We start from the raw sequence: 14,552 nt of genomic DNA on the forward strand, positions 1-14,552 counted from the left end.
TACTTAGGCGGACTTGGCCGCTAACAGTATTTTAGAGACTAGCGCATGAGCTTCAGCATAGCGGGCGCGCTGCAAACGCTGCTCGAATTCTGAAATTAATGCTGCAAGACGTATATCGTGAGATTCTATCTTACTAATGTCTGTCCGTTCCGAAGCAATATCCTCAATAATCTCCGTAAAAGAAGGCTCATAAAGCACCGATACAGGCAACTTCGCGCCAATCGGTTCAATGCTCCACCGGGTCCAGTTGATTAAAAAGCAATCGCCGTTATCTGATTTCCACAACATTCCAGGCCTTATATCGTGGGCAATAAGAGCTAAAGGTAAAAAACGCAGCGTTTCTTTTATATCATTCAGGCGAATCAAAAATTGTTCAACGGCATCAGAATCAGCGAGGCGGTCAAGCAAATCCCTCATTCGGATTATCGACTGCTGATCCAGTCGCTGCCAAAGCATGGGATGTGAGCGCGCATACAAAGAAACCATATCACTTTGCGGAGTCGTTGACATTAGCCGAGTGCGAAATTTAACAAGTTGGTCTATGGTCTCTTTTTTTCCACATCGTTTAAGACCGGTGACATCATAAATATGGCAATGAACCCCCTTAACCAAGTCAAGCTTTATTATTGGGACTGACGGCAAAGACCTCTGGCTAGAAAGTAAAGTGGCTTCATGTTTGGCCCAGGCAGATCGATTACTATTGAATAGCTTCATAACATACTCAAACCTGCCATCACCAGTCACCACCTTTACGTGATAACAGACAATGTCGGGCAACCCGATATCAAACCATTGTGTATCAGACTCGAAGTTTTCAGAACCAACTATCTCAGCAAGCATCTCAGCAATCCACGCATCACGAGCTTCGGGCACGACCAGCGGCCAGAACCCTTGGTTACGTGAGATAGGCTTCTGGGAAAATGTATGTCCGTGGAAAAACAAGGCACGCAGCTGGGACTTCTGCCCGTAGAGCCCCTGTATATCTTTGGCAAAAGTTGCTAAACGCCCAAATGTCTGTCTAGCTAGTAACAAAGAAATAACTGAAACCAGAATCCCCGGTGGGCTTCCTAACAGATGATTTAAAACAATATATGCAAATGATAAAAGAAAGCCAAGACTACCTAATAAACGAGAAACTGAACTTAATTCTCTTGAGAGTTTCGTGTGGAAAGAATTAGAGTAGGAGGCCACTATGCACACAAGCAACACACATAACGTGATATAAATTGCGATGAATATCGCTATATCAGGGTAAAACCAAGCCATGACCATCAGGCATAATGAAACGAAACCGACTGTAGCTAAATTTTGGCTATATCTTGCATACCCTTTTGACGCAATTTCCTGCTGATTCTCAAAAATCGCTAGTTTCTTACTTCGGTTTAGTAATTTTTTACAAGCAGAAGTTGCAGAAATATCAACGATTTTCCCTGTTAAAAGATGCGTTAGATAAAAGCATACAGAGGCAATGCTGAGGAATACTACCAGTCCGTCTCGACCAACATCTTGAAATACTGATGGAAAGTATACAGGAACTGTTTCACTACCAAGGAGCAAGACAACCTTCAACGGTAATAAAAAACCAGCCAACATGAAAAACTGACTTAAAACGCTAGACACTACCGCTAGCAATGTCAGCCAAGGCACCACCCGCATAAACTTGCGGCTCAAGGTAACTGACCAACGAAGTGCACGACCAACAGAGTAGACAGTACTGGTCATTTCATCATCCCAAGGTCGATTAAACACCATGCCGAGCAATCAGTTCAGCAGCAGACACAGCTCCATTAGTGACACCAGAGCCATGACCCCGAGATTCAATTTTTAATAGCCTACCAATAGCTGCATCAAAAAATTCTTCGGAATACTCAACCATAACTTCATAGGGGCCGTAGTGCCGAGACTGCTGGACTCTTTTTAACTGATCGTCAGCGCCAGTTTCAGTGTTAGGAATAAAAAGAGCGGGTAACTCAAGCGTCACAGCTTCACATACGGAATTGTAACCGCCTGCAAGGACTGCAAAATCAAACGCACGGAAATACTTGCTATTAGGGTAATCTACAATTACCGAGTCTGCACTCAAGTTTGCCTGTGGATTCAATGCTATTGGCGATTGACCTAGCACTACCCGGATACCCTTTTCTTTCAGGCTGTTAATAATTTTATCTTGAACATCTTCTATACCATTGATGTTTCCGGCTCCCAGTTGTACATAAGCACACGGTTGATCTTTAGGTAGACGCAAAATATCACGCGCCAGATCACGTTTCATCAAATCACTGCCGTCAAGCAATGATATTGGTTCCACTTGGTGAATAGACAAATCTGGTGTAACAGCATCCTCATCTTCAGACACAAGCTCTCCAGGTGCGACAACCGAAGAGAAACCTAATGTTAGAGACTTTAAATTGGTCTGGTCGATCCCCTCCTTATAGAGCCCCCGCTTGATCCAAATGCACTGAAGCTTTGGATACCCACGCATGGCCCTTCGCAAGCCAAGGTAAGGGATAGTGCCGTCAAACACCAAGCAATGTGGGCGATGTATGCCCAACACATTTACAAGTGAACGATAAAAGAGCTTGTTCCAAGTGATGGCATCCGCCTTAAGCAGCTTTGAAGGTGTAATGTGGTGACACTGAAATCCCTCCTTGTGAACCAGCGTCACACCGATGCTGGTTGTTAAAAAGACAATATCAGCATCTGGTTGCTCACGGCGAAGTTTCCGTGCAATGGCCAGCGAGCGTGTCAAATGTCCCAGACCAGCGCCATTGATAGGAAGAAACAAATAAGTTTTTTTCCGGGGTTTGTAAAAAAAACCTTTAACTGAGGGCAGGCGAATCCATACATGCTTTAAAAATGAAGATATCAAAAATACACCTATTACTATGAAGTTGTGCGGATATAGCTTTTCATCTTAGAAATCAGCGTAGGTAAAGAAACTCGCCACGAATCATTCACTGATGGGCTATATGCTGCAAATTTTAAAAGCCACTGATCATTAAAGAAACCTGAATTCCAAAATGGAAAATAAAGATCCTTTAACGAGACTTCAGGGGCAATTTCTTCTCTAACAAAGCCATAGTAATCATGGCCAACATCATCAAGCTCAAAGTACTGGAAAACAGGAATACCTGCTTCCAGCAGCTCAATCACAACCGATGAATTAGGCACAATGGCGATGTGTTCAAACGCCGGGATACTGTCATGAATAGTAACATCGCTAATACTACGTAGAAATTCCTGACTTGCCCGCGGATGGGGTTTAATTCCAATACTGAGTACATTTGCATTAGTCTTCAACGCATCAACACAACGCACAACTGCATCCTGACTGAAAACAGAGCTCAAGTAGATGGCAACTGGGACTTTACCAGATTTTTTTTGAAAAATTTTAGATAAATTCTGAGATTCTTGGCGACGAGGCACAACAAAAGCATCGCCAGACACTTTTCCGATGCTCCTATAGATATCCAATGATTTTTGATTCCGGAGCACTGATACACTGAAATCCAATGGTGGAAAGGAATCTGAAACTTCAGCGTGCTGAACGTAAACAACAGGTATCTTCTGGTACTGCATAACCATCGAAGCAGCGACAGGAAAATCCGTATGATCATTAGCAACTACCAGCGCGTGCACCTTCATATCATGTCGACGAGTACTTGCATAGACATTCAAAAACACCTTTGCATACGTTAAAAGATATTTTAGAGATACCGGTCCTAATTTTATACGAAACAAGTACAGAAGGCACAGAAAGAATAAGTAAAACGATACTGTGTACTCAAACCTTGTTTTTTTAACGACTTTTGTATTCACGAATGAAATATTATCTTTGCGACTATATTCACTTACAGGCAATTCATCTAAAACCAAACGAGAAAAAAAAGAAAATTCCCGTTCATTATTCGCTGAACCACCACAGTATATGAATAAAGCTTCAGGCATCTCATATGTTTTGAGGTCGCTCCGCAAAAGATGCTTGGCGAGCTCTTTAAGCGAACGTAGATGCCCCTTTATACTAGGTGAAGCAAAAGCATAGCGCTCAACAACCAGCGGTGTTTTATAGACTTCCGGAACATCACCATATCGGATGATTTTAAAATTTCTTTGTAATCCCTTAAAAAAATATCTATTGAAACTTAAAAAGCTCATTTGCTTACGCTCTTGTCAGCCACCAAAGAGACGAGCGTTTGGCCAATATCCAAAGCTACTGAGCCGTGCTTAGCAGCCTCGGCGATAAAGATTTTTCCTATAAAGCCAGCTGATACAATAAAAACAACTCCAGGTCCGGCTAACACCTTAATTTCTTGAAGATATTCTTGGTATGCATTTGGAAGAATACCTTCCACAGAGCTTGCCAAACCCTTATCTCTTAAAAGCCTGTGTGTAGGAATTTCTAAACACTCAAGCTTAGCTTCATCTGACGACCACTGACTAATTTTTTTTTTATCTAATCCAGATACAAAAACAACTTTATCCGCCTTCTCAAAAATATCTTCAATAAAACCCTTATTAAATATGTGTAAATTAATTTGGTCTTCAACAATTACTTTGTCTTTAAAGAAAACCGGAGAAGAAGTCATCACGCAAAAAACGCGAGAAATTAAAGTGTTCTTCTCATATATGTCACTTTTCTCTAAATTAAAGTCTTTGATTAATCGAGTAACTGTAGGCACTCCTAGAAAATCACAGAACTTCAAGGATTCAATAAAAGCTGACTGCAATTCTTCCCTTTTTTTTTCTGGTAAAGTTTCACCCCACCAATGAATCTCTTGTCTTGTGTACCCATTAGAGTCTATATAGCCGCTATTCTGGAAGCCATAAGCTTCTCCATCACCAAGTCTAATAAACGATAAATTTTTACGTCGCTGTATTTTATCTAGTATCATTTCTCTAAGCTTGGATATTTTACTTACTGAATATGATGCATCCGTATAATTATTTTTACTTTCTATATTGCCGAAAAGAGGTTTCACATAAGAGAAATATTGCCTTGAAATATCATAAGGTAAATCTTCGAATTTCTTTTCTAATATATTAAGACACTGAGAGTCATCTTTTGTAAGCGAGTAATGCATTTGATCAATTTTGATGTTAGCTGCTGCGCCTACATTGCCAAAGGAGTTTTTAATGGCTAAAAAATTCGATTGATCTCCATGTGTAGTATAGCGCCCCAGAAGTTTCACTTTTTGATGATCAGTCAATTTTTTAATATTGAAATTAATTGCATGAAGTCTTGCTTCAATTTCAGAAAGATTGGATTTAACAATGATTGCTGTAGCAATTAAGCTTTTAACCCTACTTAAGTCATTTACCTCGTTTCTTAAATCGTCAAACTTATCTATCAAATAGCTAACTTTAACATCAGAACTTTCCACCCTCTCTTCAATAACATATGTAGCCATTAGCCTTAAGGAAAGACTCTTAGATGAAACGAGGTCATGCTGATCAATAACAACCTTAAAAACAAGTGGAGCGTTTACCCTAACCTCTCTTATTGATGCCCATAAAATCTTGTCATTTATTAATAACTTCTCATGATAACAATTAATCAAATAAACAGGATCATTTGAGCACTCTAAGGCAGCAGAAATTATTTCTTTTGTTTTATAATTATTATCAATTTCAGGAAACAGCTTTACACACAGCCCATATAAATATTTTTTAAGTTTCGATCTAACAAAATGCTTAACATTAAACATAAGAAGCCTTATATTTATAACTTTAAATAAACTCAAAAAATCGACTTGCCGCCTTTTCTACATTTGAGTCGCCTTCTTTTTCTAATAAAGCCAACTCCTCATCATAGAAAACATTAGCTCCAACACTTTGGTTTGTACCAGCTCTTTTAACATATTTTAATGGTATCGCGACATCCGAACATTTCATAAAATGAAGGTGGGCTATTGCCCTATATATTGTATCCTCACTAAGTGGCACATCAATTTTTCCATTAAATATGCGAATATAATCTTCTTCATTATTTATAATATGCTGGTTTAAAGGATAATCTCTAGCTGACCAAATACTTTCACCTATCACAGGGCAACCTAGCACAGGAAATTCAGCACAAACAGTTCCATTCCATACAAATGCCGTGTCTACCAGACTAGCCAATTCAGAGGAATTAAATAACGAGTGATCCAGGTATATCACTGACTCAGGAAGTGATTTTGGTAATATTTCCCGTAGACACTGTACGCCTTCTTGTACAATTTCAGACCTTATTTCATGCGGATGAGGTTTAATAATTAAAATCGCATCATTTTTAGAAGATAAACGGATTAAATCATTTATCCAAGTCTCAAAATCAGCATATACATTGCCGACATCGTCCGGTGCTGCAAAATCGATCAATACTTTACCCATAAGGCAAAATACTTTTTTCCCTTGCTCCCTTGCTTTCGATACTTTTCCTAGTACCTCTGCTCGATCTTGCTCACTTATTGAATTAGTACGGCTTCTATTAACATTTATCCAAGAAAGAGCATTTTCTCTAGAGATTTCATTAGGACCGACCTTCTCTAGAAACTTTTCAAAGCGGTAACGACCACCCAAGAAAGGATGCCGTAAATCAGATCTAGCAGTCATGTCTTCGACTGAGATAGTGCTTGCTTCAATTGATGTTAAGTTCGAAAAATAATTTTCATAGGCTATGGATAGTCCTATCAGATGTATTCCTTTTTCTGCTCCAAACACCTCACACCACTTTCGAACTACTCCCCATGGAGCAAAATGTGTGTCCATCGTAACTACACGGACTGGTTTTTCTTTTTCTGCAACAGAAAGAAGATTTTTACAAAAGGACAATGCCACATCACTTTTTTTAAGTATCTCATCAAATAATTTATTAGATCTTTCACTCGCCAAAGTGCCACGATAACTACGCTCTAGCTTACTAATTCTTTCTAAGAAAAACGTGAAATAATTCACTCCATCACAAGAAACTATACCAGAAGGCCAGTCTATCACCCATTCATTTCTTAAAGATTGACTATTCCAGGGCTCGTTAGTAAAGCTAAAACCATTCGTTCTAATAACTGCTGATACATTAGATAGTACTTTTAAATCAGATTTCGGCATCGTCGATGCTACTGCAGAAGAAACACTGTAGCCTTGTTTCAGTAGCACTAAAGAAATTGGAACCATTAGCCCAGTAGTGACACGACTACCAAGATCAAAAACAACAACATGGCCAAGGGGATTTTTATGCTGATACTTTTTTATATATGACTCATAATAAGAATAAGCAGTTTGGCTATATTTTATATGCTCAATTCGGTGCTTAAACATTTCAAGGTCATTATTCTTTATGCTAATTCTGTTAAGAGCATCCAACGCAATATCATGCCTTCCTAAATCACTAGACGTGCTCCACATCCTTTTAATGACTTTATCGCTTAACAAAGAACTATCATGTATGCCCCTAACAACTTTTCTTGCTAGTTCATCGTTACCTAGTCTTTGCTCTAATGTAGCCCATACAGCAGTAGAGTCATACGACCATTTACGCACACGCTCTATATCTGAAGATGATGGAATGCTTTCATTATTCAACATTTCAGCGGCTTTATTTTTCACAGCTGGTTTTTTATTACTTAACACTATATCTTTTTTTATTCTTTTTTTAACAAAAAGTAATTTTTTATATACTAGAACTAAACCAGGTATTTTTTTTAACTGCGTCTTCACCAGCATTTACTCTCTCACTTATGTTTTATTTACTATTAGATAGAAAATCCCAGCTTAACGAATCTCCAGGGTATAGATCTTTAGAAACCTGTTGACCGAGTACTTTATCTAAATACTTTGGTGGCAGACCAAATCCTGGCCGGACACTTCTAATATTTTCTATAGTAATATACTCACCCCTTTTGATTGGTTTACAAACATAGAGTGAGCGACGGAACTGCGCATTGCCCTTTTCACTTTCTGATCTACCAGTCTTAACTTTGCCCAATGCCGCCCAAGCCGTTTTGGCCTGACGACATAGGTCTGCCATATCCGCCGGCTCAAGAGAAAAACTGTCGTCAGGCCCTCCCCCTTTTCGGTCAAGAGTGAAATGTTTCTCCACAATTGAAGCGCCAAGTGCAACACTGGTAATAGCGGTTGTGTTATCCAGCGTGTGATCAGATAACCCCGTTACCAGCCCATGACGCTCGATCATTGCTGGAATAGTACGAAGGTTGTACTCATCCGCAGGTGCAGGATATCCACTAACACAGTGAAGGATTGCCAATTCGCGGCAACCGCCATCTACAGCGGCCTCAATGGCTTCTTGAACTTCCTCTTCGTTGGTCATTCCAGTTGAAATAATCATCGGCTTGCCCGTACTGGCGACATACCGGATTAGAGGCAGATCAATCGCCTCAAAAGACGCTATTTTATAAGCAGGCGCATTAAGGTCTTCCAGCAGATCTACTGCCGTATTATCAAACGGGGAGCTGAAAATAGGGATTTCCAGTTTTCGCGCATGCTCAAACAAAGGTTTATGCCAATCCCAAGGCATGTGTGCTTCTTGATAAAGCTCATAAAGCGTTTTTCCATCCCACAAGCCACCATGGATCTGAAAATCTTCAGAGTCGCAGTTCAATGTGATGGTATCAGCAGTGTACGTCTGTAGTTTCACCGCATCCGCGCCTGCTTTTTTTGCTTCCTCAATAATTTTGAGAGCTGTTTCGAGCTTTCCATTATGGTTAGCTGACAATTCAGCGATGATGTAAGGTGGCTGGTCTGCGGCAATACGACGTCCAGCGATCTCGATATACGGTAGGATCATGGTAGTTTGGCTCCTTATCTATTGGACCATTCGGTGCCGAGCATGCCGAAACCGATGACATCGTGATATTTGATACCATCGAAATGATGCTCACGAAGAATTGCTTCGCGGGTAAAACCTAGGCGCTCATGAAAACGAATTGATGGCATGTTGTAAGCCAAAGCCTCACCACACACCTTATGAAGGTAAATGTGTTCAAATGCGTAATTCAGGGCGGTAAGACCTAGTGACCAACCACTACCAGCGGAAGCCTCTGGAGATAGATAAAATCCCCAGTCAGCACGCTTGCCTTGTGGATCCACTACGTTGAAGTTAACAAAGCCAGTAGGCTGCTCTTGCTGTTCAAAAATCAATTGATAACGATTTTGGTCATCTCGAGTACGGTCAAACCATGCACGATGCTCTTCAGCACTAATTTCGTGCTGTGTGTACATAAAGCGTCGCACGTTTGGATGATTACGCCACGACAGCACTAGTTCAAGATCACTTTTCTGAAGTGGTCGCAAGTTAACACTATTATTCGTCATATCAAGAACTACTTATTACTATTTTAAATTTTCTGCATAAGCTCATAGGCAATTTCACTACCATTTCCAGCAGTGACCGAGCGAGCAGTTTTACTTACTTGTGCCAATACATGCGACTGCGTCAAAGACTCCCAGCGCACAGATAGTTTATCCAATTGAGTAGGATCACCTAGTATAAGAGCAGCACCAGAAGCATCCATTGCATGCGCTATTTGCTTCTGGTTTTCGGCCAGTATCAGTAATAAGGTTGGCAGGCCTAAGCAACACCGCTCCCAACTGCTACTTCCTGCTGCGCCAATCGCTAGGTCAGCTTCAGCCATGCGTTTGGCCATATCACTCACATTGATAACGACTTCAGTTGGCCAAGTCATCGTTGCCGCTGCAGCCTGTACATCATCCAAGTGTGGTGCATGCCCGCCCATCACGACCGTGATAGTACAATCCTCGGGCAAAGGACAGTCCTGCAATGTTCGGAGCACGGTGCCGGTTGCATTGTCTTTATCTACCCCACCCAAGCTAATCAGTAGATGCCGTAGTGCTCCAGCCTCGCGACGCATGAGGCTGTAAGGTCTTAACTCAGCAAACTCCGGTCTAAGGAGTGCATATTGAGGTCCCACCAGGCAATGCGCATGCTCAGGGAGCAGTGACTTATAATCCGACACTTGCCGCCCTAAATTTTGATCAAGCAGTAAATCGGCTATATGAGTACGGTCCGCCAAGTCGTCGATAACAAACAAACGCTGCCAATGCTGGCGTGTTGCTTCCTCCCAACGGCCATCTAGCGCGTAGTGATCCAGCACGAGCCACTCCGGGTTCAGATCGCGTAAAACGGATGAACTCTCGGCGGCATCCGTCAACCAGTCGACACCCAGCCATGAAGCGTAAGGAGGCTCTTGTGCTAGATAAGTTTTATCGCAAGGCGCAGGCAGCACATGAACGGTATAGCCCCGCAGGCGTGTTTGTTCAATCAGGTTGCCGTGCAATTCACGCGAAACGAAATGACAATCAACTCCCTTCGACGACAAGGCATCCGCCAGCGTTAAGCAACGCATGACATGACCTGTCCCTATATCAATAGACGCATCGACACGAAATACAACACTCATCGGATCAACAATGGCCGTCATGAATTGCTGTCTTCTTGGTTTAGCACCCGCATCAACCACTCGGCACGCTGCCAGTCTTCCGGACTATCAATATCTTGCACTCGATGACGTGGCATAGGGACCGGTATCGAGCGCTGACCGAATAAGGTGCGACCAGCCTGCCAGGCCTCTGCGCGCCCCCAGTAAAATTGGCCAGCATCGTGCCAGGCTTCTTCAAGATCCTGAGAGCGCGTACTGAAATGCTCGGGTTGGAACATCTCAACACGTCCATTAGCGGTCTTTCTCAAGGCTCGTTGAATTGGAAAGGCGTAGCTGGTGACAGCGAATGCATAGTCGGCATCAGCATGATCACACAGTGCACGATAGCCTTTCTGTAATGCTTCCGTAGTTACAAACGGGGCTGTCGCATAGAGACAACATACTGTATCGGCTATTTCACCCTGAGCCTGTAACCACTCGATCGCATGTGCGATAACAGGAATTGTGCCGGTGTGATCATCAGCTAGCGTCGCAGGTCGCATGAACGGTACTTCTGCGTTGTATTTCTCAGCCACTCTGGCAATTTCAATATCATCGGTACTTACAATAATTCGATCGAAGCACTCACTTTTGCAAGCAGCCTCGATGGACCACGCAATCATCGGCCGACCACCGAAGTCCTTGATGTTTTTGCGCGGTATGCGCTTGCTGCCGCCACGCGCAGGAATGATCGCGATATTCATGTATCACCCAACGCATTCTTTAATGCATTGACCACCTCATCCTGCTGACATTTAGTCATGGTGTGGAATAGTGGCACGCTAATAGCCTCGGAATAGTACTGCTCAGCCTCAGGAAAATCGTCTTTATTAAATCCCATCGTCTGATAATAAGGTTGAGAATGCACAGGGATGTAATGTAGGTTAACGCCTATGCCTTGTTCGCGAAGAGACTCAAATACTTCTCGGTGGCTGACCTTCAGGCGATCGAGGTGTAAACGGATCACGTACAGGTGACGTCCCGAGTAGCTGTCGGGATGTTGCCAAGGCGTTGTCAGTGGTAGTTCCGATAGAAGATTATCATAGCGCGCTGCCAGCGTATTACGCCGGGCGACGTACTCATCGAGACGCGTCATCTGGGAAGTCCCAAGTGCCGCTTGCAACTCGGTCATACGGTAATTGAACCCGAGCTCGACTTGCTGATAATACCAAGGCCCGTCAGCCTCATGCGTCATTAGCTCCGAATCACGCGTGACTCCGTGGCTACGTAATAAATTCATGCGCTCGGCAAGATACTGATCGTTAGTAACTGCCATACCGCCTTCTGCCGTTGTAATGATCTTCACGGGATGAAAGCTGAATACAGTAATGTCGCTGTAGCAGCTATTACCGACAAACTCGCCTTGGTATTTAGCTCCAATAGCATGAGAAGCATCCTCAATTAGCTTGAAGCCGTAACGATTGCTGAGCAAATGAAGTGACTGCATATCGCATGGCTGACCGCATAGATGTACTGCGACGACTACCTTGGGTAAGCGTCCTTGTCTCTCAGCTCGCTCAAGCTTAGTTTCCAGCGCTTTCGGACAAAGGTTGTAGGTATGGGGATCGATATCGACAAAATCTACCTTTGCACCGCAGTACAATCCGCAATTAGCCGAAGCGACAAAGGTGATGGGCGATGTCCAAAGCCAGTCGCCTTTACCCAAACCAAGAGCCAAGCAGGCAATGTGCAGTGCGGAGGTCGCACTATTGACCGCCAGGGCATGTTTTGCACCTACATGTGCAGCAACGGATTGCTCAAAACGGGGTACCTGTGGCCCTTGTGTGAGGAAATCAGACTCAAGCACCGACACAACGGCATCGATATCCGCTTGATTAATTTCTTGACGACCATAGGGAATCATTAGATCGCTCCAATTTTCTCACGATTCAAATCAATCCAGTCCTGAAGCTCAGCGTCACTCATCCACTCAGTATTGTTGTCACTGGAGTATACAAAACCTTCAGGCACTTTTTTGCCATTTTTAATTCGATTGGCGTCTTTATCCCAATTATTAATCTGCGGTAATATTTTGAAATGTTCAGGGTATTCGTATGTATAATAGGAGTCTTCTCCACTAATCATCTGTTCATGGAGCTTCTCACCAGGGCGAATACCAACAACTTCTTGCTTGGCATCTGGCGCAACTACACGTGCCAAATCAGTCACCTTCATGGACGGGATTTTCTTAACATAAATCTCGCCTCCCTCCATATCTTCAAAAGCGTGCCATACTAACTCAACACCTTCTTCAAGAGAGATCATGAAGCGAGTCATTCGATCATCGGTGATTGGCAATACGCCTCTATCTTTAATTGACATGAAGAATGGGATTACCGACCCACGAGATCCCATTACATTACCGTAGCGAACAACAGAGAAGCGAGTAGGGTTGTGACCAGCGTAATGATTACCTGCAACCAAGAGCTTGTCAGAGGTTAGCTTGGTGGCGCCATAAAGATTGATTGGGCTGCTTGCTTTGTCAGTAGATAAGGCTACGACTTTCTTAACGCCTTTATCAATACAAGCATCAACAAGGTTCATTGCACCAGTTACATTGGTTTTAACACATTCGAAGGGGTTGTATTCGGCTGTAGGTACAATCTTTGTCGCCGCAGCATGAACAACACAGTCCACACCGTCCAAAGCACGATAAAGTCGTTCTTTATCTCTTACATCACCAATAAAGAAGCGTACCCTTGGATCGCCCTCGAACTTTTTAGCCATATCCCACTGTTTCATTTCATCTCTAGAAAAGATGATTATTTTTTTAGGGTTATATTTTTCTAGAGTCATCGGAATAAAGGTGTGACCAAAAGACCCTGTTCCACCGGTGACGAGTATAGTTTGATTTTCAAACATCACAACTTCCTTATATCATGCTTTATAAACGTGATCATAACTTTCAAGATACCTACCACGCGCATCCACTATTAACTGGGCATGGTCACATATCATGTTATAATCGATTCTATCATGGTCAGTTCCGATTAAAACACAGTCGAAATGGGCCACTACTTCCTTTTCCAATTCAACGCTAGACAGGTTGAAATAATGCTCTCTCATTTTTGGAAAAACAGGTACATGTGGGTCGCTATATTGTACATCGGCACCTAACTCCCTCAGTTTCTCCATAATAAAAACTGAGGGTGATTCACGCATATCATCTACATTCTTTTTATACGCAATGCCTATCACTAAAATCTTACTGCCATTAACAGATTTTTTTTTACTATTCAGAGCAGAGGTTATTTTCGACACCACATAATCAGGCATCGAAGAGTTTACTTCACCTGCGAGTTCAATAAAGCGTGTATGCAGCCCATATTCTCGCGCTTTCCAGGTCAAATAAAAGGGGTCTATGGGTATGCAGTGGCCGCCCAACCCCGGCCCCGGATGGTAAGCTACAAAGCCAAAAGGTTTAGTTGCCGCGGCGCGAATTACTTCATGAATATCGATATTCATTTTGTCGGCGACAATCTTCATCTCATTCACTAGACCAATATTAACTGCCCTATGTATATTTTCGAGCAACTTGGTCATTTCAGCCGTTTTAGTCGTTGACACAGGCACCACTTTATCAATCACCTGCTCATACAGCTTGATACCTACCTCTCTGCATGCGGGAGTATGGCCGCCACAAATCTTGGGTATCGTCTGAGTTGTATATTCCAGATTACCGGGGTCTTCTCTCTCTGGCGAATATACCAAGAAAATGTCTTTACCCACCTCAAGGCCGCCCAATTCAGCGATAGGCAATAGTTCCTCTTCTGTCGTTCCTGGATAAGTTGTGCTTTCCAAGGATAAAATCTGCCCAGGGCGAAAAAAAGGAGCGATCGATTCAGCCGTTTTGATTACGTAGCTTAGATCTGGCTCTCTGTATTTATTGAGTGGGGTTGGCACGCAAATTATAAGTGCGTCTGCCTCGTTAGCTCGAGAGAAATCAGTGGTTGCTTCAAGGTTTTTTTCAATTGCTTCGGCAACCTTAGCACTTGATATATGCTCAATATAGCTAAGCCCTTCATTAACCCGGCTTATTCATGAGGCCGACCTGAAAAAGAAGATGGCGAGTGGTTTCCTCTTGTAGAATCAAGATGTTCCTGCCAGAACACGATTCAA

General features: G+C 42.7%; 12 protein-coding genes. All 12 read right to left on the reverse strand.

Annotation, left to right across the window (positions count from 1 at the left end; genetic code table 11):
* Window positions 1-3: 3 nt before the first annotated feature.
* The 12 genes from QC821_RS19650 to QC821_RS19705 are packed head-to-tail and all read right to left on the reverse strand — an operon-like array spanning window position 4 to window position 14,471.
* Window positions 4-1,722, reverse strand: a complete 1,719-nt coding sequence (locus QC821_RS19650) for a hypothetical protein (RefSeq protein ID WP_309724901.1) — start codon at window positions 1,720-1,722, stop codon at window positions 4-6.
* Window positions 1,723-1,741: 19 nt separating this feature from the next.
* Window positions 1,742-2,869, reverse strand: a complete 1,128-nt coding sequence (locus QC821_RS19655; RefSeq protein ID WP_309724902.1) for a glycosyltransferase — start codon at window positions 2,867-2,869, stop codon at window positions 1,742-1,744.
* A gap of 14 nt (window positions 2,870-2,883) precedes the next feature.
* Window positions 2,884-4,155, reverse strand: a complete 1,272-nt coding sequence (locus tag QC821_RS19660; RefSeq protein WP_309724904.1) for a hypothetical protein — start codon at window positions 4,153-4,155, stop codon at window positions 2,884-2,886.
* A complete protein-coding gene (locus tag QC821_RS19665) occupies window positions 4,152-5,705 on the reverse strand; it encodes a hypothetical protein (RefSeq protein ID WP_309724906.1) in 1,554 nt (517 codons plus the stop codon). The genes QC821_RS19660 and QC821_RS19665 overlap by 4 nt, the downstream gene beginning before the upstream one ends.
* A 22-nt stretch (window positions 5,706-5,727) precedes the next feature.
* The gene (locus QC821_RS19670) at window positions 5,728-7,701 is read right to left on the reverse strand and encodes a hypothetical protein (protein ID WP_309724907.1); all 1,974 of its coding nucleotides are present in this window, start codon (window positions 7,699-7,701) and stop codon (window positions 5,728-5,730) included.
* A gap of 19 nt (window positions 7,702-7,720) precedes the next feature.
* Complete coding sequence (gene pseI / locus QC821_RS19675; RefSeq protein WP_309724909.1) at window positions 7,721-8,782, reverse strand: pseudaminic acid synthase; 1,062 nt, start codon at window positions 8,780-8,782, stop codon at window positions 7,721-7,723.
* Window positions 8,783-8,796: 14 nt separating this feature from the next.
* Window positions 8,797-9,309, reverse strand: a complete 513-nt coding sequence (gene pseH, locus QC821_RS19680) for a UDP-4-amino-4,6-dideoxy-N-acetyl-beta-L-altrosamine N-acetyltransferase (RefSeq protein WP_309724910.1) — start codon at window positions 9,307-9,309, stop codon at window positions 8,797-8,799.
* Window positions 9,310-9,332: 23 nt separating this feature from the next.
* Window positions 9,333-10,436: a UDP-2,4-diacetamido-2,4,6-trideoxy-beta-L-altropyranose hydrolase gene (gene pseG, locus QC821_RS19685; RefSeq protein ID WP_309724912.1), complete on the reverse strand. Its 1,104-nt coding sequence runs from the start codon at window positions 10,434-10,436 to the stop codon at window positions 9,333-9,335.
* Entirely contained in the window at window positions 10,433-11,137 is a 705-nt protein-coding gene (gene pseF / locus QC821_RS19690) for a pseudaminic acid cytidylyltransferase (protein ID WP_309724914.1), read from the reverse strand. Before pseF ends, pseG begins: the two co-directional genes overlap by 4 nt.
* Window positions 11,134-12,297 (reverse strand): UDP-4-amino-4,6-dideoxy-N-acetyl-beta-L-altrosamine transaminase, encoded by a 1,164-nt coding sequence (pseC, locus tag QC821_RS19695; protein ID WP_309724916.1) that lies wholly within the window; start codon window positions 12,295-12,297, stop codon window positions 11,134-11,136. The genes pseF and pseC overlap by 4 nt, the downstream gene beginning before the upstream one ends.
* Window positions 12,297-13,295, reverse strand: coding sequence for a UDP-N-acetylglucosamine 4,6-dehydratase (inverting) (pseB, locus tag QC821_RS19700; RefSeq protein ID WP_309724917.1), 999 nt, complete (start codon window positions 13,293-13,295; stop codon window positions 12,297-12,299). Before pseB ends, pseC begins: the two co-directional genes overlap by 1 nt.
* A 15-nt stretch (window positions 13,296-13,310) precedes the next feature.
* Window positions 13,311-14,471 carry a nucleotide sugar dehydrogenase gene (locus tag QC821_RS19705; protein WP_309724923.1) on the reverse strand — a complete coding sequence of 387 codons (1,161 nt, stop codon included), beginning with the start codon at window positions 14,469-14,471 and terminating at the stop codon, window positions 13,311-13,313.
* Window positions 14,472-14,552 lie beyond the last annotated feature (81 nt).

This window comes from Franzmannia qiaohouensis, assembly GCF_031451695.1.
GTDB classification, from domain to species: domain Bacteria; phylum Pseudomonadota; class Gammaproteobacteria; order Pseudomonadales; family Halomonadaceae; genus Franzmannia; species Franzmannia qiaohouensis.